The organism is Pseudomonas sp. LSJ-87, assembly GCF_032971465.1.
GTDB lineage: Bacteria > Pseudomonadota > Gammaproteobacteria > Pseudomonadales > Pseudomonadaceae > Aquipseudomonas > Aquipseudomonas putida_Z.
Genome location: NZ_JAWJYQ010000003.1, coordinates 67,522 through 88,290, shown reverse-complemented (window position 1 = coordinate 88,290; position 20,769 = coordinate 67,522). Strand labels below are relative to the sequence as shown.

General features: G+C 63.3%; 16 protein-coding genes and 2 pseudogenes. 4 read left to right on the top strand and 14 right to left on the bottom strand.

The features are described from left to right. Nucleotides 1–278 precede the first annotated feature (278 nt). Complete coding sequence (gene cysZ / locus RYH74_RS03430; RefSeq protein ID WP_085587379.1) at nucleotides 279–1,007, top strand: sulfate transporter CysZ; 729 nt, start codon at nucleotides 279–281, stop codon at nucleotides 1,005–1,007. Between the two features lie 148 nt (nucleotides 1,008–1,155). Here cysZ and RYH74_RS26420 read toward each other — a convergent pair. After that, a pseudogene (locus RYH74_RS26420) lies at nucleotides 1,156–1,515 on the bottom strand (methyl-accepting chemotaxis protein); the annotation flags it as partial. 228 nt (nucleotides 1,516–1,743) lie between these two features. Next, nucleotides 1,744–2,343: pseudogene (locus RYH74_RS26415) on the bottom strand (PAS domain-containing protein); the annotation flags it as partial. A gap of 303 nt (nucleotides 2,344–2,646) precedes the next feature. Between RYH74_RS26415 and RYH74_RS03420 the strand changes: the two are divergent. After that, nucleotides 2,647–3,864 (top strand): glycosyltransferase family 4 protein, encoded by a 1,218-nt coding sequence (locus RYH74_RS03420; protein ID WP_075043782.1) that lies wholly within the window; start codon nucleotides 2,647–2,649, stop codon nucleotides 3,862–3,864. A 131-nt stretch (nucleotides 3,865–3,995) separates the two neighbouring features. Here the strand turns inward: RYH74_RS03420 and RYH74_RS03415 are convergent, their stop codons facing one another. Further along, entirely contained in the window at nucleotides 3,996–4,478 is a 483-nt protein-coding gene (locus tag RYH74_RS03415) for a glutathione peroxidase (RefSeq protein ID WP_075043781.1), read from the bottom strand. 144 nt (nucleotides 4,479–4,622) lie between these two features. Next, complete coding sequence (locus tag RYH74_RS03410; protein WP_003259610.1) at nucleotides 4,623–5,108, bottom strand: peptidylprolyl isomerase; 486 nt, start codon at nucleotides 5,106–5,108, stop codon at nucleotides 4,623–4,625. Here RYH74_RS03410 and RYH74_RS03405 point away from each other — a divergent pair. Beyond that, nucleotides 5,107–5,409, top strand: coding sequence for a DUF3565 domain-containing protein (locus RYH74_RS03405; protein WP_015268965.1), 303 nt, complete (start codon nucleotides 5,107–5,109; stop codon nucleotides 5,407–5,409). The genes RYH74_RS03410 and RYH74_RS03405 overlap by 2 nt on opposite strands. Before the next feature lie 31 nt (nucleotides 5,410–5,440). Further along, entirely contained in the window at nucleotides 5,441–7,528 is a 2,088-nt protein-coding gene (gene pta, locus RYH74_RS03400) for a phosphate acetyltransferase (protein ID WP_317408961.1), read from the top strand. 125 nt (nucleotides 7,529–7,653) lie between these two features. On the opposite strand, the gene RYH74_RS03395 is transcribed toward pta, so the two are convergent. From RYH74_RS03395 to RYH74_RS03350, 10 genes are all read right to left on the bottom strand, one after another. Further along, entirely contained in the window at nucleotides 7,654–8,370 is a 717-nt protein-coding gene (locus RYH74_RS03395; protein ID WP_084785039.1) for an OmpA family protein, read from the bottom strand. Nucleotides 8,371–8,478: 108 nt separating this feature from the next. Further along, nucleotides 8,479–9,123 carry an MBL fold metallo-hydrolase gene (locus RYH74_RS03390; RefSeq protein ID WP_075043778.1) on the bottom strand — a complete coding sequence of 215 codons (645 nt, stop codon included), beginning with the start codon at nucleotides 9,121–9,123 and terminating at the stop codon, nucleotides 8,479–8,481. A gap of 18 nt (nucleotides 9,124–9,141) precedes the next feature. Next, a complete protein-coding gene (locus tag RYH74_RS03385) occupies nucleotides 9,142–9,489 on the bottom strand; it encodes a type II toxin-antitoxin system ChpB family toxin (RefSeq protein WP_075043777.1) in 348 nt (115 codons plus the stop codon). Further along, on the bottom strand, nucleotides 9,486–9,764 hold the full coding sequence (locus RYH74_RS03380; protein WP_003259615.1) for an AbrB/MazE/SpoVT family DNA-binding domain-containing protein: 279 nt from the start codon (nucleotides 9,762–9,764) through the stop codon (nucleotides 9,486–9,488). Before RYH74_RS03380 ends, RYH74_RS03385 begins: the two co-directional genes overlap by 4 nt. Nucleotides 9,765–9,932: 168 nt before the next feature. Further along, the gene (locus RYH74_RS03375) at nucleotides 9,933–10,625 is read right to left on the bottom strand and encodes a sensor histidine kinase (protein WP_025337711.1); all 693 of its coding nucleotides are present in this window, start codon (nucleotides 10,623–10,625) and stop codon (nucleotides 9,933–9,935) included. Further along, nucleotides 10,622–12,229, bottom strand: coding sequence for a response regulator (locus RYH74_RS03370; protein ID WP_025337710.1), 1,608 nt, complete (start codon nucleotides 12,227–12,229; stop codon nucleotides 10,622–10,624). Before RYH74_RS03370 ends, RYH74_RS03375 begins: the two co-directional genes overlap by 4 nt. 158 nt (nucleotides 12,230–12,387) lie before the next feature. After that, complete coding sequence (locus RYH74_RS03365) at nucleotides 12,388–15,105, bottom strand: LuxR C-terminal-related transcriptional regulator (RefSeq protein ID WP_286101039.1); 2,718 nt, start codon at nucleotides 15,103–15,105, stop codon at nucleotides 12,388–12,390. Between the two features lie 338 nt (nucleotides 15,106–15,443). Further along, nucleotides 15,444–16,808, bottom strand: coding sequence for a DUF1329 domain-containing protein (locus RYH74_RS03360; protein ID WP_075043774.1), 1,365 nt, complete (start codon nucleotides 16,806–16,808; stop codon nucleotides 15,444–15,446). A gap of 25 nt (nucleotides 16,809–16,833) precedes the next feature. After that, on the bottom strand, nucleotides 16,834–18,705 hold the full coding sequence (locus RYH74_RS03355) for a DUF1302 domain-containing protein (RefSeq protein ID WP_075043773.1): 1,872 nt from the start codon (nucleotides 18,703–18,705) through the stop codon (nucleotides 16,834–16,836). Between the two features lie 332 nt (nucleotides 18,706–19,037). Then, nucleotides 19,038–20,720, bottom strand: a complete 1,683-nt coding sequence (locus RYH74_RS03350) for a fatty acid--CoA ligase (RefSeq protein WP_075043772.1) — start codon at nucleotides 20,718–20,720, stop codon at nucleotides 19,038–19,040. Nucleotides 20,721–20,769 lie beyond the last annotated feature (49 nt).

Sequence of the window (20,769 nt, the reverse complement as noted above, 5' to 3'; positions counted from 1 at the left end):
GCCAGCAGGAAAATTAAAAAGGACCCACGCAGCACTTGGGGAAGGCTACAACGCGCAGGCCCAGAAAGCGGAAAGTTGAGCGCACTGTAGCGAGGTCGCAAAGATTAAGGAAATATCCTTCGACAATCCACCTCATAGGCATCGTCTATTCAGCGATTTCATCGATAGCCAAGCCCTGCTGCTTTTGTTACAGCCCGTTTCCCGCCCGCTGCCCGCCTTTCGTCGGCGCGGCAAACTCGGTAAGGTCAGCGCGTTTTCCTTCTCTGCGGAGTCTCTCGATGCAAGCCCCTGTCCTCTCTGGCCCCCAGTACCTGCGCGAAGGCCTGAAACTGGTGCTGAGCCCCAACCTGCGGTTGTTCGTGCTGCTGCCGCTGGCGGTCAACCTGCTGCTGTTCGGCGGCCTGATCTACTTCGCAGGGCATCAATTCGACCTTTGGCTTGATGCCCTGATGCCGACGCTGCCGGATTGGTTGAGCTTCCTCAGCTACATTCTCTGGCCGCTGTTCGTTGCCTTGTTGGTGCTGATGGTGTTCTTCACCTTCACCTTGGTAGCCAACATCATTGCCGCGCCTTTCAATGGTTTCCTGGCGGAAAAGGTCGAGGTGGTGGTGCGTGGGCAGGACAACTTCCCGGCGTTCAGCTGGGGCGAACTGGTGGCCATGGTGCCACGGACCTTCGGCCGTGAAATGCGCAAGCTGGGCTACTTCCTGCCGCGGGCCATCGGGCTGTTCATCCTGTCGCTGATCCCGGTGGTCAACGTGGTGGCGGCGCCGCTTTGGCTGATCTTCGGGGTGTGGATGATGGCTATCCAGTACATCGACTACCCGGCGGACAACAACAAGATGAGCTGGCAGGACATGCTCGCCTGGCTGCGCCAGAAACGCTGGCAGAGCCTGGGCTTTGGCGGCATTACCTACCTGGCGTTGATGATCCCGCTGGTGAACGTGCTGATGATGCCGGCGGCGGTGGCCGGGGCCACGTTGTTCTGGGTGCGGGAACGGAACTGATCCCTGTTGATGCTCCAATTGCCGGGGCCGCTCTGCGGCCCATCGCCGGCAAGCCAGGCTCCCACAGATAAGGCGCATGGTTTGAATACGATGCGGTCCGGGTGGGAGCTGGCTTGCCGGCGATGGGCTGCGCAGCAGCCCCAGCTTTTTACTGCCCCAACCGGCTGGAAAACTGCCCCACCACATCCACCACCCGCTTGGCCCCGTCCTGGATCTCGACAATCACGCTCCCTGTCTCGTCCGCCAGCGCCAGCCCCTGCTCGGCCTGGCGCTTGCTGGTGTCGATGATCGCCACTGCCGCCTGGGCCAGTTGCTCGTTCTGCTGCACCACCCGGGCGATTTCCTCGGTGGCGGTGCTGGTGCGCGAGGCCAGCTGGCGCACTTCATCGGCAACCACGGCAAACCCCCGCCCCTGCTCGCCGGCGCGGGCTGCTTCGATGGCCGCGTTCAGCGCCAGCAGGTTGGTCTGCCCGGCAATGTCGCTGATGGTCTTGATGATCGAGCCAATCACCCGTGATTGGGTATCCAGCGCCTGGATGCCCTCTGCCGCCTCTTGCATCGAAGCTTCCAGCCCGCGCATCACGCTGACGCTCTGGGTGACCACATCGGTGGCCTTGCGGGCGCTGGCATCGGTACCCAGCGAGGTGTTGTAGGCAACATCCGCCGCCTCGGCCACCGCCTGCTCCTGGTTGACCTGCTCGGTGATGACGGTAGCGAACTTGACCACCTTGTACAGCACGTCATGGGCATCGAAGATGGGGTTGTACGAAGCCTCCAGCCAGACCACCCGGCCATGGGCATCGATACGCTTGAAGCGGTCGGCAACGTACTCGCCACGGCGCAGCTTGTCCCAGAACGCCTGATAGCCGGCCGAGTTGGCCTCCTCCGGCTCGCAGAACATGCGGTGATGCTTGCCACGGATCTGCTCCAGGCGGTAACCGACGGTGGCCAGGAAGCGTTCGTTGGCGGTAAGCACGGTGCCATCGAGATCGAACTCGATCACGGCGGTGGAGCGCATCAGCGCCTTGATCAGGCTTTCGTGCTCGCGGGAGGTCTCGATGGTGCGGGTAAGGTCGCTGGAGTGCAGCGTGAAATACTTGATGCGCCCTTCGCTGTCCTTGACCGGCTGCAGGATCGACCGTAACCAGGCCTCCTGGCCATTGCCGCGCAGCAGGCGGAATGCACCGTTCAGGTGTTCACCGCGGCTGATCGCGCCTTTCATGCGCTGGTAGAAATCCAGCGTCTTCACATGGGCGGGGACGATGTCCTCGATGTTGCGCCCAAGCAATTGTTCGGCACGGTAGAGCATCTCGCTCTCGAAGTTGCCGTTGACCATCTCGATCCGCCCCTGGGGGTCGAGTTGCAGTACCAGCATCTCGCTGTCGAGGCTACTCTTGACCTGTTCGATGGACATCAGGTCTTCGCGCAACTGCCGGATTTCTTGCTTGAGCTTGTTGTTGAACATCACCGCTCTCCTGGAGCGCATCGTCGAATGCATCTTCATCGGCTGCCGGTGCCCCCTCTTGAGCACCCTTGCAAGGAAAAAATTCACAAGGCGAAAAGCGTCAGCGATCAGGCGTCATCTGTACGTCACATGGCAGTCACATTGGCGCAATCCAGCAGGCGGACACTTTTTGTCATGAATACACCCGCCCTACGCATTACCCTGGTCAGCGAAACCTTCCCACCCGAGATCAACGGCGTGGCCAATACCCTTGGCCGGCTCAGCGAAGGGTTGCGCCAACGCGGCCATGAGATCGAAGTGGTGCGCCCGCGCCAGGCCGGTGAAGCACCACTGCACAACGACCCGAACCTGATGCTGTGCCGTGGCTGGCCCCTGCCTGGTTACCCGGGCTTGCAATGGGGCGAGGTGTCGATGCACAAGCTGTTGCGCCGCTGGCGACGGCAGCGCCCGGATGTGCTGTACATCGCCACCGAGGGGCCGCTTGGGCTCAGCGCACTGCGCGCGGCCCGGCGCCTGGGGGTAGCGGTGGTCAGCGGCTTCCACACCAACTTCCCGCAGTATTCCGGCCAGTACGGGTTGGGCCTGCTGACGCGCCTGCTCACCAACTACCTGCGCTGGTTCCATCGGCGCACGGCGACCACCCTGGTACCCAGCCTCAGTCAGCGCCTGGAGCTAGAACGTCGCGGTTTCGAACGCCTGGAGCTACTGGCCCGGGGGGTCGATGCCTGCCTGTTCAACCCGGCCCGGCGCAGCCCCGCATTACGGGAAAGCTGGGGGCTCGGCCCTGACGACATCGCCGTGCTGCATGTCGGGCGGCTGGCGGCAGAAAAGAACCTGGGTTTGCTGCGCCCAAGCCTGGAGGCCCTGCAGAAAACTTATCCACACAAACGCCTGCGCCTGATCATGGTGGGTGACGGCCCGCAGCGTGCCGCCCTCGAACAGCAGGTACCGGATGCCGTGTTCTGCGGCGCCCAGCGAGGCGAGGTGCTGGCCGAACACTATGCCAGCGGTGACCTGTTCCTGTTTCCGAGCCTGACCGAAACCTTTGGCAATGTGGTGCTCGAAGCCATGGCCTCGGGGTTGGCGGTGGTCGCCTATGACGAGGCGGCCGCCGCGCAGCATATTCGCCATGGCCATAGCGGTGCGCTGGCCATGCCGGGGGATCAGGCGGCTTTCATCGATGCAGCGTGCTGGTTGCTGGAGGAAGAAGAGACGTTACGGCGGGTGCGCCTGAATGCGAGAAAGCATGCCAGCCGCCAGGGCTGGCCGGCGATTGTCGAGCAGTTCGAGGGGTATCTGTTCTGTGCCTGTCGGCAAACCGGCTCAGCTGTTGAAAAAACCAAGAGCGCTACGCTGGTGATCAAGCCTGGCTCGACAGCACCTCGCGGCTGAGCGATCGCCGGGGCGCTTCGCGCCCATCGCCGGCAAGCCAGCTCCCACAGGGATCGCAGGAACCTTGAGCCTGACGCTGTACCTGTGGGAGCTGGCTTGCCGGCGATGGGCCGCAAAGCGGCCAGTGATAATCAGGTCAATGCCTTCTCGATAGCCTGTACCACCACTGGATCATCCGGTGCCGTGCGCGGCGAAAAACGCGCCAGTACCCGCCCGTCCTTGCCCACCAGGAACTTCTCGAAGTTCCAGGTAATGTCCCCCGGGAACTCCGCACCCTCACCCGCCAGCAGGCGGTACAGCGAGTGGCGCTGCGGCCCGTTGACCTCCAGCTTGCCACCCAGCGGGAAGCTCACCCCGTAGTTGAGGCTGCAAAACTCCTGGATTTCCTTTTCGCTGCCAGGCTCCTGGCCGGCAAACTGGTTGCACGGCAGGCCAAGCACGTTGAAGCCCTTGTCCTTGTAAACCTGGTAGAGGTTCTCCAGGGCCTTGTATTGCGGCGTGAGACCACACTTGGAGGCAACGTTGACCACCAGCACCACTTGGCCCTTGAACGGTGCGAGGGGCAGCTCCCCGCCGTTCAACGCGTCCAGTTTCAGGTCGTGAAATGCACTCATGATGAATCCCCTCTCAGGTTCCCGGTTGCCGCGCAGGTGAATTCCGCCCACTAAAAAGGCGCTCGTCCAAACCGTCCACCTCCCGTAGGAAGGCAAATCGGCTTGCCCGAGCGCCTGGCGACTTTCTGAGCTTAGCGCAGAAAATCAGTGGTGATGGCCACCTTCACCGTGGATGTGGCGGTGAGCGATTTCTTCGTCGCTGGCATCACGCACGTTGACTACCTTGACCTGGAAGGTCAGGCGCTGGCCGGCCAGCGGGTGATTGCCGTCGACAGTCACGTCGTCGCCGTCGATGTCGCGGATGGTGACGATCTGCATCTGGCCATCCGGCGCCGAAGCGTGGAACTGCATGCCCACTTCCAGCTCGTCGACACCTTCGAACAGGCTGCGGTTCAGGGTGCTGACCAGCTCGGCCAGGTACTCGCCGTAGGCATCTTCCGGCTCGATGGAAACGTTCAGCTCGTCACCGGCCTGCTTGCCTTCCAGGGCTTTTTCCAGGCCCGGGATGATGTTGCCGGCACCGTGCAGGTAAACCAGCGGTGCACCGCCGGCGGAGCTGTCGATGGTCTCCCCGGCGTCGTTGGTCAGGGTATAGTCGATGGAGACAGCCTTGTTGGCGGCGATCAGCATGGGGCAAGACCTTTTGCAAAAGTATGTAGAGCGGACAAGTGTAACCAAGCCATCGCCCGATTGCGAACGCACTGCGGACGAGCAACGGCCCATCAGTCGGATCACCGGCTTCCACCAGGACGAAGAGGGCCACTGGGTGGCCGAACTGTCCTGCGGCCACACCCAGCACCTGCGCCACCAGCCGCCGTGGCAGGCACGCCCCTGGGTGCTCGACCCGGCCCAGCGCGCGCAACGCATCGGCCAGCCTTTCGCTTGCGGCTGGTGCGCACAAGGGGCCGATAGCGCTACCCTTGGCCGTTAATTTCTTGCACCGCTTATTTCGAGAAGCACGCATGCAGACATTTTTCATTGCGCCGACCGATTTCGGTGTCGGCCTGACCTCCATCAGTCTGGGCCTGGTGCGCACCCTGGAGCGCGCCGGGCTGAAGGTCGGCTTCTTCAAGCCGATCGCCCAGCCCCACCCGGGTGACACCGGCCCCGAACGCTCCACCGAGCTGGTCGCCCGCACCCACGGCATCAAGCCCCCTGTGCCGCTGAGCCTGGCCCACGTCGAGCGCATGCTCGGCGATGGCCAGCTGGACGAATTGCTCGAAGAAATCATCCGCCTGTACCAGCAAGCCTGCATCGGCAACGACGTGGTGGTGGTCGAGGGCATGGTGCCCACACGCCACGCCAGCTATGCGGCGCGGGTCAACCTGCACCTGGCCAAGAGCCTGGATGCCGAGGTGATACTGGTATCTGCACCGGAAAACGAAGTGCTCAGCGAGTTGTCCGGCCGGGTCGAACTGCAGGCCCAGCTGTTCGGCGGCCCGCGCGACCCGAAGGTGCTCGGGGTAATCCTCAACAAGGTGCGCACCGACGAAAGCATGGCGGACTTTTCCACCCGCCTGCGCGAGCACTCGCCGCTGCTGCGCGGCAACGACTTCCGCCTGCTGGGCTGCATCCCCTACCAGCCCGAACTGAACGCCCCGCGCACCCGCGACGTGGCCGACCTGCTGGGTGCCCAGGTGCTCAATGCCGGTGACTACGAGCAGCGGCGCATGAGCAAGATCATCATCTGCGCGCGCACCGTGGCCAACACGGTGCCTCTGCTTACCTCGGGTACCCTGGTGGTGACCCCGGGCGACCGCGACGACATCATCCTCGCCGTCAGCCTGGCGGCAATCAACGGTGTACCGCTGGCCGGCCTGCTGCTGACCAGCGACGGCAAGCCAGACCCACGCATCCTGGGCTTGTGCCGCGGCGCCCTGCAGGCCGGCCTGCCGATCCTGTCGGTCAGTACCGGCTCGTACGATACCGCCAACCAGCTCAACTCGCTTAATCGCGAAATCCCGGTAGACGACCGCGAGCGCGCCGAATTCATCACCGACTTCGTCGCCAGCCACCTCGATGCCGCCTGGCTGCACCAGCGTTGCGGTACCCCGCGCGAACTGCGCCTGTCGCCGGCAGTGTTCCGCTACCAGCTGATCCAGCGGGCGCAGCAGGCCAACAAGCGCATCGTCCTGCCGGAAGGCGCCGAGCCGCTGCTGGTGCAGGCTGCGGCCATTTGCCAGGCCCGCGGCATTGCCCGCTGCGTGCTGCTGGCCAAGCCCGAGGATGTAGATGCCGTGGCGCGCGCCCAGGGCATCACCTTGCCGCCGGGCCTGGAAGTCCTCGACCCCGAGGTGATTCGCGGGCGCTATGTGGAACCGATGGTCGAGCTGCGCAAGAGCAAGAACCTCAATGCACCAATGGCCGAGCAGCAACTGGAAGACCCGGTGGTGATCGGTACCATGATGCTGGCCCTGGACGAAGTGGACGGCCTGGTCTCGGGCCTGGTGCACTCCACCGCCAACACCATCCGCCCGGCCCTGCAGCTGATCAAGACCGCACCGGGTTCGAGCCTGGTGTCGTCGGTGTTCTTCATGCTGTTCCCCGAGCAGGTGCTGGTGTACGGCGACTGCGTGATGAACCCGCACCCGAGCGCTGTCGAACTGGCCGAGATCGCCCGGCAGAGTGCCGAATCGGCGCAGGCCTTCGGCATCGCGCCACGGGTGGCGATGATCAGTTATTCAAGCGATTCGGCCAGCGACGAGGAAGTCGAGAAAGTGCGCGAAGCGACCCGCCTGGCACAGGGCGCGGCGCAGGAGCTGCTGATCGACGGACCGTTGCAGTATGACGCAGCGGCCAACCCGGCGATTGCACGGGAACTGGCGCCGGGCAGCCCGGTAGCCGGGAGGGCGACGGTATTCGTGTTCCCTGACCTGAATACCGGCAACACGACCCACAAGGCGGTGCAACGCAGCACCGACGGGGTCAGCCTGGGGCCGATGCTGCAAGGGTTGCGCAAGCCGGTGAACGACTTGCCGCGCGGGGCTCAGGTTGACGATATCGTGCATACCATTGCCCTGACGGCGATTCAGGCGAGCGTGGTGGGCTAAAAGCTGGGGCTGCTTTGCAGCCCTTGTGGGAGCGGGTTCACCCGCGAAGAATGCGACGCGGTGTTTGGCACCGGCTATGCCGGTGTTCGCGGGTGAACCCGCTCCCACAGGGTTACTCTGATCGATCAGGGATACTGCTGAACCTGCCCCTGGTCATACTGCTGACCCGGAATCGGCTTCAGGTTCACTTCCACCCGACGGTTCTGCGCGCGACCATTGGCGTCGGCGTTGCTGGCGATCGGCTGGTCCGGGCCCATGCCACGTACGGTGATACGCGAGGCATCCACACCCTGCGAGGTCAGGTAGGTGCTGACCGCCTGCGCACGGCGCTGGGACAGGTCCATGTTGTGCTGGCGGCTGCCAGTGCTGTCAGTGAAGCCGACCACTTCGATGGTGTTCTGGTTGAACTGCTTGAACGAGCCGGCCAGGTTGTTCAGCGGCGAGTAGAAGCTTGGCGCGATGTTGGCCGAGTCGGTAGCGAAGGTGATGTTGCCCGGCATGATCAGCTTGATCTGGTCACCCTGGCGCTGCACTTCCACGCCGGTGTTGGCCATCTGCGCGCGCAGCTCGGCTTCCTGCTTGTCGGCGTAGTAGCCATAACCGGCTGCGGCGGCACCTACGGCGGCGGCACCGATCAGTGCACCCTTGCCACGGTTGTTGTGGTCGATGGCGGCACCGGCGATAGCACCGGCCAGCGCGCCCAGGCCGCCGTACTTGGCGGTCTTGCTCATCCCTGTGGAGCCCTGCGCCTGCCCTTGGCTGTCATAAGGGTTCTGCCCGGCACAGCCGGTCATCAGGGCAGCGGCGGTTGCGACGATAATCAGACGACGCATGGTGAACATGGACAAGCTCCTACTGAATTCATGAATGCGGCAGATCATAAAGGGATCTATGCCAGCCTTGGATTGCATCGGCAACAAAAAATTCCATGAAAGTGCCTTCATGTGCCATCAGGCACGCACGAAGGGGTTTTCGCGCATTTCGTCGCCCAGGCGGGTATCAGGCCCGTGGCCGGTCACCACGATGGCCTCCTCGTCCAGCCGGTACAGCCGCTCCTTGATCGAACGGACGATGGCCCGCTGGTCGCCACCCCACAAATCGGTACGGCCAATGCCACGGCGGAACAGGGTATCGCCGGCGATCAGCAGCTTGGCGTCGGCAAACCAGAAGCTCATCGAGCCCGGCGTGTGGCCTGGCGTATGCAGGGCCACGCCACAACCGCAGGCCAGCTCCTCGTCATCCCCCAGCCAGCGGTCTGGCGCAGGTACCGGGGTGTAGGGCACGCCGAACATCTGGCACTGCATTTCCAGGTTGTCCCACAGCGCCCGGTCGTCCTTGTGCAGGTGCAGCGTTGCGCCGGTCAGTTCCTTGAGCTTGCCCGAGGCAAGGAAGTGATCGAAGTGAGCGTGAGTGTGGATGATGCTCACCAGCGTCAGCCCGTGGGCCTGCAGGCGGGCAAGGATCTTGTCCGGGTCACCGCCCGGGTCGACGACGATGGCCTTTTTGGTAAGCGGGTCGCCGATCAGCGTGCAGTTGCATTGCAGGGGGCCTACGGGGAAGGTTTCGCGGATGAGCGCTGACGATGGATTCTGCATAGGGAATACGGGAACCGGTTAATCGAAGAGGGTCTGTACGCGAGCCAGTGCATCAAGGATGACGACCTCGGGTACCGACTCTATGCGTTTGGCAAATCTGGCTTCAAGGTCGACTGTGCGCACCTGATTGCAGAGCATCACGCCCTGAGTCTGCGTACCCGCACCGCTGAGCGTGACGGCGAAACCCGCATGCCTGGCAAAATCGCCACCTTGAGTGATCGGCACTACCACAGCCAGGCCTGACGCATTGAACGCAGCTGGAGTGAGCACCAGCGCAGGTCGCCCGGCCCCCTGCTGCTCCCGTCCAACAGTCGGATCGAGATTGACGCGAACGATATCGCCCCTGGCGAACTTCACCCGTTTCACACTTCACGCCCTACTGGTGGCATCGCGTTCCAGTCGGCCATGTCCTCTGGCTCCGGTGCATCCAGATCGCACTGGGCCATCAGCTCTTCAAGGGTGTATTTGGGTTTCGACCTGACGGGTTTGAGCACCATGGTCTCACCCGCGGTGTCCAGGCTCAAGGTAGAGCCGACACCGAGACGCATCTGTTTGAGCACTGCAGCCGGCAAGCGAATCGCGGCGCTGTTACCCCACTGTTGAATCTTGATCTGCATGAGTATCTCCCAAGGTAGATACATAGTAGAAACCCTCCAAATGATTGCAAGCGAAATGTAGAGACGTCGTATCTACACTGTCATTTGCCCGGTATGGACAAAAGCCCTGCAACCTCAAGAAGGAAATGCCCTACATCAACTTGGGAACCTACTTTCCACCTGCAAAAATTTGAAACGCAATCCTTGTCAGTTTCAAGGCAAGAACAACCTGAACAACCCACCCCCAAGCGCCCCGCCATTGGAGATCTCGATCCGCCCGCGCACCCCGCCGCTTTCATGCAGTGCCGCGATCCGCGCCGCAAAATACAGGCCCAGGCCGGTACTGCCGCTGGTCGAGTCGATACCCTGGATGAATTCTTCCTGGCGTTCGAGCATGCGCTGTGGATAACCCGGGCCGTCATCGTTGACGCAGATGGCCAGCTGGTTGTCTGCCTCTTCGATGGTGATCAGCAAGGCATGCGCGGCAAAGCGGGTGGCGTTGGTGATCACGTTGGCGATCACCGAGGCCACCAGCTCGCGGTCGAAGAAGCCCAGCGGGTTGTCGGTGTCGATGCGCCAGGTGGCAAGGATGTCCTTGTGCTTGAGCACTTCCTCGTGCGCAGCCAGCTGGGCTTCGATGAAATCGTCCAGTTCGTGGTAGTCCGGGCACACCGGCAACTGGTTCACGCCCAGTTTGTACAACCCCAGCAACTGCACCAGCATGCCGTTGAGGTGGCGAAACTCATGCTCCATCACCCCCTGCTCGGCACCACCGCGCAGTTCCTCGGGCAAGCGCTGCATCCACTGGTTGTGGGACTGGATCAACGCCGACAGGGAATTCTTCAGGTCGTGCACGGTGGAGGCGATCACCGTGGAAAAATCCAGCCCCTGGTTGTCTTGATTCATGCGCCGAACACTCGGATGTGCAGTTTGCGGTAGCGGTCGTAGCGGTTGTCGCTGGCGGGGATGCCGGCCACGCTGGTCAGGGCGTCGCGGCACTCCTGCATGATCGCGGGCTGAGGGCTGTCTCCGCCGATGCGCAGCAGCGCCTGGGCAGTGTTGAGGGCGATGCTGATGTTCTTCGGCTGCAAACCCAGCGCCTTGCGGAACAGCTGCAACGCCTCGCCGAGCTGCCCCCCCTGGTAACTGCGCACACCCTGACGATTGAGGGTGACCGCTTCGGTAATGGCGTTGAGCACGCTGGGGTCGTCCGTCAGCTTGCCGACCCTCTCCATGACCTTGGGGTCGTCGCCATAACTTTCCACACAGCTCCTCAGCACGCCGATGGCGGCGGCTTCCTGCCCCATGGCCTGCAACTGCGCGGCAACGGTCAGGGCCGAATCGACCGAAAAGAACTGGTTCATCTTGTCCAGGCGCTGGATCGCCTGTTCGGTCAGCTTGGCAGCCGTTTCAGGGTCGCCGGCCTGCTGCAGGCTGGCGGCCTTCATCATGCGGGCACGCACCTGCAGGCCCTGGTCCTCGGGGTTTTCCTTGGCTACTTCGCTGAGCGTGCTGTTGATCTCGACCCGGGTGCGCGCATCCAGGCCAAAGCCGGCATTCCTGCTCATCAGCGCCTGCACCAGCCCCAGGTTGTTCTCGGGGTCCTTGTAGCGTGAGCTCTGGCCCTGGTTCACCGCATGACGGAACGCTTTCGAGGCACTCTCGAAGTCTTCGTTTTCCAACGCCAGCTTGCCCAGCGTCGACTGCCGGCGCACCGACAGCGGCGACAGGCGCACGGCTTCTTCAAGCATGTTCTGCGCACGCCTGGTTTCGCCTTGGGCCACCAGCACCTCGGCCATGCCATCGTACAGGCCTGGCATGATCGGGAAGGCCTTGAGCGCCTGCTCGTACACGCCCTGGGCCTGGGCATTCTGGCCGCGCTTGTGCATCAGGCTGCCCAACGCCGAGTACACCCACGGCTGCGGGCGGCTGGCCAGAATGGCCTTGAGGAACTTCTCCAGCTCCTCGAAACGGTTGAGGTTGCGCAAGGCATCGGCCCGATAGCGCAGGCACAGCGGGGCCAGGCGTGGGTCGCGCTTGCACAGCTCGGCGCAGGCCGCCAGCACTTCGGCCGGGCGATTGCGGTCCAGGGCCTGCAGGATCGGCTTGAGCAGGGTCTTGCGCTGGTACAGCTTCTCCACGCGCTGGGCCAGGCCAACCCGGTTGAACGGCTTGGTCAGGTAGGCATCAGGCTCGTGCTCGATGGCGCTGAGGACAATGGCCTGGCTGCTCTCGGCCGTGACCATGATGAATATGCACTCATGGCTGATGTGCTTGTCGAGGATCAGGTCTTCGAGCACCTGCTGGCCGTTCTTCTTGCCGTCGCCCAGGTGGAAGTCCTGCAGGATGACGTCATAACGCTTTTGCGCGCACATGCGCAGCGCCTGCTCGCCGCTGTCGGCGGTGTCCACGTCACGTACGCCCAGCTCGCGCAGCATGGAACGGGTCGACGTGCGAAAGTCGGTAAAGTCGTCGACGATCAGAAAGCTCTTTTGCCCGTACTGCAGCATCAACACGACCTGCCTTGGAATGATTGAAAAATCGCGCGAGGCGATGCCACCGATAGCTGTATCGGCAGCTGGTCGGGAAAGATGAGGGTAGAGCGTTGGCGGCCACGAACGATGGCCTGACGCCATCGCTTTAGCGAGCAAGGCTCTGCAGGGCTATTTCACGCCAGCATTCCCAGGGACTTGGCCTTGGCCACCGCCTGGGTACGCCGCTCCACTCCCAGCTTGCTGTTGATATGGCTGGCGTGGGTTTTCACCGTGTGCAGGGAAATGAACAGCCGCTCGCTGATCTGCTGGTTGGAACAGCCTTGGGCAATCAGCTCGAGCACGGCCAGCTCGCGGCTACTCAGGGCTTCGCCGCTGCCGGCGCTGACGCTCGGCAGCGGTGGCAGGCGCTTGAGCAGCTCGCCCTGCACCGAGCAGGCGGCAACTGCCTGCAGCTGTTCGAGAAGCCACTGCGGGTGCTGCTCCAGCAAAGGCTGGAACGGTTGCAGCACGCCGCCTTGGGCGGCCTCCAGCAACCGTGGCAACAACTGGGCGGCCTGCTCTTCCCGGCCTTCGCCCAGCAACAAGCCGAGCCACTGGCACAGGGCACTGACGCTGAGCATCATGCCGCCACTGGCCTGGCCGCGCTCGACCAGGCTGGCCAGGCGTTGCGCCGCGTCATCGCTACGCGACTGGATACGTTCGAGCGATGCCTGCTGCAAGGCGATGTGCAACGGCAGCAACGGGTGGAACTCCGGGGCCGCCGCCGGTTGCTCGCCGCCATAGGTCTGGCCCAGGCGCAGCAGCCAGGACTCGGCCAGGTCGATGCGCCCCTGGGCCAGCCACAGTTCGCATTTGACCAGGGTGATCATGGCCAGGTAGTAGACCGGCGGCACATCCCAGATGTGCATCAGCCGCTCGGCCTCGGCCAGTTCGGCAAAAGCCTCGGCAAAGTGCCCTTCCCGGCCATCGAGCGTAGCGATCACACAGTGGCCGATGAGCACGCTGATATCGCGGCAGGCCCGCGCCTCGCCCAGCCCCGCACGCAAGCGGGCACGGCCCTGGGACGGCTGCAGGCGCGATACCAGCAGGTAGCCTTCGTAAAGCGTCAGGCGGGCGCGCACGGCATACAGCCGCTGTGCCGACAGCCCTTGCAGGCGTTGCAGCCCCTGGCGCACTTCGTCCAGTGCGCGCAACACCTCGCCACGGGCATGCAGCACCCGCGCCCGGTCGTAATGGGCCAGGGCCTCGAACAATGGGTTGCCAACGCGCTGGGCCAGCTCCAGGGCCTCACGGTTCCAGCCGCGGGCCCGCCAGAAATCGCCATCGGCAATCGCCAGGTTGGACAGCGTCGACAGGCACACCAGGCGTTGGCCATAACGCTTGCTCGGCAGGCTCTGCAGCGCTTCGCCGCAATAGGCCAGAGTGCGCTCGCGGTCGCCACGGCCACGGGCGATCACACCACTCAGCGCCAGCCACTGGGCCAGCATGGACTTTTGCGCGGTCGCCGAAGGCGCGGGCAGGAAGCGGCTGAGATAACCCGCCAGCTCTTCGGCCGCGTCCAGCTGGCACGCCAGGCCCAACGCCCAGCTGTACAGCACGATGAGCCGCGGCGTGCTGATCAGCAGGCTGTCGGGCAGGTCCATCTTCCAGCGCAGCAACATGCCGACGTTCTGTTCGGCCAGCAGTTGCTCCTCGGACAGGCTCTGCACCAGGTCGGCGGCGACATCGAGGTGACCGGCCCGCAGCGCCTGCTCCACCGCTTCGTCCAGCAAGCCCTGGCTTTCGAACCAGCGGCAGGCACGCAACTGCAGGCCGGCCAGCGGCTCGCTGGCCTGGCGGCTGCGCAGCAGGTCGGAGAACAGGTGGTGATAGCGGAACCAGTGGCCATGCTCGTCCAGCGGCACCAGGAACACCTGGTGCGCCTGCAAGAAGCGCAGGATCGCGGCGCTGTCGTGGCGGCCGCGCACGGCATCGCACAACGGGGCGCAGAAACGCTCCTGGCATGCCGTTTCGTACAGGAAGGCCTGCACATCGGCGGGCAGCATGTCGATGACTTCTTCCAGCAGATAGTCGCGGATCAAGCCCTCACCACCATGCAAGGCCTGTGGCAAGGCCTGCTCGTCAGCGGACTCGCTGGCCGCCAGTTGCCAGAAACGCAACCCGGCCACCCAACCGTCGCTGCGCTGGATCAGGTTGTCCAGGGCCTGGCCACGCAGCCCGGTGGGTTGGCGACCGATCACCGCCAGCGACTCTTCGGCGGTAAGGCGCAAGTCCTGTTCGTTAAGCTCGACCAGTTGCCGCGACAGGCGCAGGCGCGCCAGGTGCCAGTCCGGGCGCTGGCGGCTGGTGACCAGCAGCACCAGGCCGGGGGGCAGGTGATTGAGGAAGAACTGCAGGCAGCGGTCGAGCACCGGCCCCTGGGCCAGGTGATAGTCGTCCAGCACCAGCAACAAGGGCGTATCGGCTTGCAGGTACAGCGCCAGCTCGTCGAGCAGGCCGTCGAGCCATTCCTCGAAGGCGAACGGCTGGTGGCGTTGGCGCATTTTCAGCAGGCCCATGGCCTGGCCGCCCAGCGCCGGACAGTATTGCTGCAGGCCTTCGAGCAGGCGTTCGAGGAAGCGGCCAGGGTCGGCATCCCGTTGGCTCAGGCCCAGCCACAGGCTACGCCAGTGCTCGGGCAGCGCTTCGCAAAATTCGATGGCCAGGGAGCTTTTGCCGAAACCCGCCGGGGCATTGACCAGCAACAGCCGCCCGCCGAGGCCGGCTTGCAGCCGCTGGCACAGGCGCAGGCGCGGCACATGGCCGTCCGGCAAGGGCGGCCGGAAGAAACGCCCGTCCAGCAGGCCCAGGGCCTGGCTGGCGAATCCATGCGTACGGGACAGATCTGTCATGGCCGGCTCGTTCTGATTGGAAGACTACGGCGGTATGGATGCTTGCGAGACTAGCGGGTAACGCTGCGCATTTGAAGATGATGGGCGCAATTCCCCTGGAAAAGACTGCGACAAAAAGCAACATGGCTGATGGACAGGGGCTGGGGCGGGGGTTTGGGGAGGTATTCACCAGCTTTATTGCTGTACCGGCCTCTTCGCGGGTGAACCCGCTCCCACAGGTACTGCACTGGACTTGAAACCTGTGCAATCCCTGTGGGAGCGGGTTCACCCGCGAAGAGGCCAGAACAGGAAAATGAAACGCCCCGGACAAGCCGGGGCGCTCCGAGGTTGCGTGATACTTAGCGAATACCCGACTGGCGCAGTGCCGCTGGCTGGAAGTCCGCCTTGCTGGCGCTGAAGCCGAAGTCGTAGGCGCGCTTCTCCTCGTTCTTCATGCCCAGGGCCAGGTAACGGCCCGACTGCAGGTCGTAGATAGTCTCCAGGGTGTACCACGGCACTTCCACGTTGTAGTACGGCTGGGCATGTGCCTCGGACACGCGCCACAGCTGGCCACGGCCGTCGTACTGGTCAATCACCGCAGCCTGCCAGGTGTCCTCATCGATGTAGAAGTCACGCTTGGCATAGATGTGCCGCTGGCCTGGCTTGAGGGTCGCGACCACGTGCCACACGCGGCGCAGCTCGTAACGGGAAAGGTCCTGGTTGATGTGCCCGGCCTTGATGATGTCGGTGTACTTGAGCTTGGGGTCGTCGAGCTTGAAGGCGTTGGACGCGATGTACATCTCCTTCTTGCCTTCCAGCTTCCAGTCATAGCGGTCCGGCGCACCGTTGAACATGTCCAGGTTGTCCGAGGTACGCAAACCGTCGGCGGCGGTACCGGGGCCGTCGTACGACACTTGCGGTGCCTGGCGCACGCGGCGTTGGCCTGCGTTGTAGATCCACGCCTTGCGCGGCTCCTTCACCTGGTCGAGGGTTTCGTGCACCAGCAGCACGGTACCGGCCAGGCGCGCGGGCGCGGTCACCTCCTGCTTGAAGTAGAACAGGATGTTGCCCGGGTTGTTCGGGTCGTAATCTTTCATCTTGTCGCGGAAGACGAACTGGTCAGAGAAGTACACAGGGTTGAAGGAGCCGTTCTGCTGCGGCGTGGCCTGGGTCACCAGGCGGCTGACGCTGCCACCCCGGTAGCGGGTGATGTGGTTCCAGATCACCTCCAGGCCGCTTTTGGGGATCGGGAACGGAACAGCCGTGCGGAAATTGCTCAGGCCGTTGCCGCCTTCGACCAGGGTGGTCTTGGTGGCGTTCTCCTTGATGGCGGCGAACACATCGGCCGGCACCGTGGAACCGCGATGGGTCTTGAATACCGGGATCTTGAAGGTGTCCGGGTAGCGCTTGAGCATGGCCAGCTGGCCCGGCGAGAGCTTGTCCTTGTACTGGTCGGCGTTCTGCGCGGTGATGGTGAACAGCGGCTTGTCGCTGCCGTACGGGTCGGACAGGAAGCCCTTGCCGTCGGCACTGCCCGCGCTCTTCGACAGCGGCTCCCACGGGCCGATCGAGCCATCGGCGTTGCCGGCCTTTTCGGCACCCATCGGGGTCAGGGTACTGCCCAGCTTGGCCGCCTCGTCGGCGGATACTGCAGCCATGACGCTGGTCGCCAGCAGGGACAGGCCCAGCACACCGGCTTGCAGCAGACTTCTGGTCTTGTTCATGTCGTGTCGTCCTGGATCTGTATGCTTAGAAGTTCACGCCGAAGCTGAGGGCGACGAAGTCGCGGTCATCCACGGTGGTGTACTTGCCGTCGAAGAAATTGGTGTACGACAGGCTTGCCGTGTAGGTGTTCTGGTACTCGGCGTCCAGGCCCAGGCTGACGGCCTTGCGGCCCTCCTCGAAGTTGGCGCCTGGGCCAGGCGAATAGCCGGAAACGTCATGCGACCAAGCCACGCTGGGTTTCAGGTTGACCCCGGCGAAGACGTCGTTGTAGTCCCAGATTGCGCGAGCGCGGTAACCCCACGAGGTAGTGGTGGTGAAACCATCGTTTTCGCAGTTGCGCGACAAGTTGGCGGTGGAGCTACCGAGGCCAGAGCCGTCAATGGTGGTCTGGTTGAGCGCGGTACACATGCCATTAGGCAGCTCGCCAGGGCCGAAGACTGGGTCGCGGCCGTACCGTGCCTTACTGGTACTCTCCAACCCACCGACGTGGGTAACACCGACTTCACCAACCACTGTGAGGCGACTGGCACCCATGATCTGGTCGAAGAAGTGAGTGAAGGTCGTCTGGAACTGTGTGATTTCCTTGCGGCGGTAGCCATGCAGGTCCTGCCCCGCCGTGCCCTTGAGCACGGACGCATCATTGAACCCGGGCAGTGGTGTGACACCAGCGAACAGAATATCGGTAGAGTTCAGCTGCACCGGCGCGTTGGGGCGATAACTGAGTTCACCGCTCCAGGCGGTACCGGTAGGCAGCGTGGTGGAGAAGCTCAAGCCGTACAGGCGGATGTCTTCTGGATACTCGACGAAGTACTGCGAGTTACCCGCGACAATCAGTGGACGCAAACGCGCCGGCAGCGCGGCGACCCCGTCGAACACCGCCTGCGAAGCGCCTGTGGCACTGAAGATCGGTGCTCGGCTGTGGTAGTTCATGAAATACGCGCCGAATTCGGTGTCCAGCGGCTCGAACATATAGCGGAACGCAACGCCGAACTGTCCGCTATCCCGCGCATCACGGTCGGCGCCACGGCGCACCAGCACACCCTCATCGTTGTAGTTGACGCCAGTGGCGGCGAGCAGCCCTTGCACGGGAGGTGGTAGTTGCCCCAGGGTTCGGCCGCTAGACAACACGCGCAGGTTGTCGGTACAGCCGTCGGCAATGATGTCCGGCTGGGAGAAGAAGGTGCCGCAGTTGTCGACGACCGTCTGGTCCCATTCGATCTGGTAGAAGGCCTCGGCCGACAGGTTGTCGGTCAGGCTCTGCGAAACGTAGAACATGTTGACCGGGATCAGGCCTTCCTTGATCTCGGCCCCCGGGCGGCGGAATGCCGACACGTCGATCGGGTTGATCGAGTTGATGCCGCCACCGATGAAGGTACTTTCACCCCAGCTCACCACCTGCTTGCCCAGGCGCACCGAGCCCGGCTGATCGCCGATGGAGTAGTTGTGGTAGACGAATGCGTCGAGCAGCTCGGCACCGGACGATTTGGCGCCTTCCTTGCGGTTGGAGTCGCTGATGTCCTTGAACTCGCGGCCTTCGTCCTTCAGTTCGAAGTCGTACCAGTACTTGCCGCGGACGAACACGCCGGTGTCGCCGTACTTGAGCTCCAGGTCATGGATGCCCTTGAAGATCTTGGAGAAGGTTTCGCCCTTCTTGAAGTTCAGGTGGCCATCGTCGGATGTCTGCGACAGGCCCTTGCCGCCGTTGTTCACCCCGATCAGGTTCTTGTTGGGGTTGGCCGTCGACCAGCTGGCGCCGATGGAGAGCGACGAGTCGAACTGGCCTTCGATTTCACCAATGTTGAAACTGACAGCGAAAGCAGGACTTGCGAGCGTGGAAGCAAGGCTGACAGCCAGGGGCAGCTTGGCCCGGCGCCAGAACAGGTTTGCAGATTTCATCGACGCTACTCCATGTACTTTTTTTGTTATGGCAGTGAGTCCTTTCAAGAACGGCCCGAGCGACCGGTTTGCAGGCTTGCGCCCGCGGCGACACGGCTTGCGCATGTCGCCTTCCCCCATTCCTGAAAATCCCCTGGCCCCGACTATAGCCAGCAAGGCACAGGCGCTTGATCCCTCTAAAGTGTGATTTGCGCTCCGTGCGGCCAACTCGCTGCCATGTTGCCCCGGCTGCGCGCTGGCAGTGCTAAAGGATGGCGTATTTCTGCCGTTTGGCAAGGCTCCACCCCTCTAGCATGCGGGTCGCGTGCTGCGGTACGCGACCCGCATGGCGGTTACAGCGTGGAGAGGAACGCGCTGTTGCTGGCCTGCCACTGGACGATGTCCTGGCGGATGCGTTTCTTGTCGAGCTTGCCGACACTGGTCTTGGGAATTTCAGTAACAACGGCGATCTGGCTTGGAATCGCCCACTTGTTGATGTGCCCTTGCTCGACAAAGGGCTTGAGGTGTTCCTTCAGCGCCTTGGCGTCGATGCCCTGGCCTTCGCGCACCACCAGCAGGGCAAACGGGCGTTCGCCCCACTGCGGGTCGGCCACCCCTACCACCGCCACTTCGCGCACGGCCGGGTGACGGCTGATCAGGTCTTCGAGGTCGAGCGAGGAAATCCATTCGCCACCGGTCTTGATCACATCCTTGATGCGGTCGCGGATGTCGATGTAGCCCATGCCGTCGAGCGTGGCGACATCGCCGGTGTGCAACCAGCCACCCTGCCACAGCTCTTCGCTCTTCTCCGCCTCCTTGAAGTAGCCCATGGTCAGCCACGGCGCCCGTAGCACCAGCTCGCCCTGGGTTTCACCATCGGCAGGCAGGAAGTTGCCGTCGCCGTCGACGATGGCCGCCTCGACCAGCGGCACCGGCACGCCGGCCTTGATGCGGTAGGTGACGCGCTCATCCTCGCTGCCGGCCTGCAGTTCGTCGTTCAGGTGGGCGGCGGAAATCAGCGGGCAGGTCTCGGACATGCCATACGCGGCGGTCAGCTGGATGCCACGTGCCAGGGCGGCCTGGTACAACGAGCGGTTGAGTGCGCTGCCGCCGATGATGATCTTCCAGCCGCCGAAGTCCTGACCTTGGGAGGTCGGGCAGTTGAGCAGCATCTGCAGGATGGTCGGCACACAATGGGAGAAGGTGACCTTCTCTTCGCGCCACAGCTTGACCAGCATGTCCGGCTCGTAGCGCCCCGGATACACCTGCTTCATGCCGAGCATGGTGGCGGCGTAGGGAATGCCCCAGGCGTGCACATGGAACATCGGCGTGATGGGCATGTACACGTCGTTGCTACCCAGCAGGCGCACGCTGTCGATGCTGCCGGTCACCGAAGCTTCGGCCAGGGTATGCAACACCAGCTGCCGGTGAGTGAAGTACACCCCCTTGGGGTTGCCGGTGGTGCCGGTGGTGTAGAAGGTAGTGGCCACCGAGTTCTCGTCGAAGTCCGGGAAGTCGTAGCGCGGGCTGGCAGCGGCCAGCAGTTGCTCGTACTCGCCCACCAGGTTGGGCAGCTCGGCTGTCTTGTCCGGGCCGTCGGTCAGCAGCACGGTCTTGTCGACGGTGGTCAGTTGCCCCGCGATGGCCTGGTACAGGCCGACGAAGTCGCTGTTGACCAGCACCACGCGGTCTTCGGCGTGGTTCATGGTGTAGAGAATCTGCTCGGGCGACAGGCGCACGTTGATCGTGTGCACCACCGCGCCGATCATCGGGATGGCGAACATGCATTCCAGGTAGCGGTGGCTGTCCCAGTCCATCACTGCCACGGTGTCACCGGCTTTTACCCCGGCTTCGGTCAGAACGTTGGCCAGGCGCGCGATACGCTCGTTGAGTTGTGGGTAGGTCAGCCGCAACTGGTCGCGGTAGACGATTTCGCGGGTCTTTTCATAGCGGCTGCCAGACATCAGCAGGCGCTTGATCAGCAGGGGGTAGGCGTAGGCGCCCTCGGCGGGCTTGATGATGCGGGTCTGCAACATGGGTATCCCTTTTCTGAAAAGCGGGCCGGACAAGTCTGGGAACTACTGT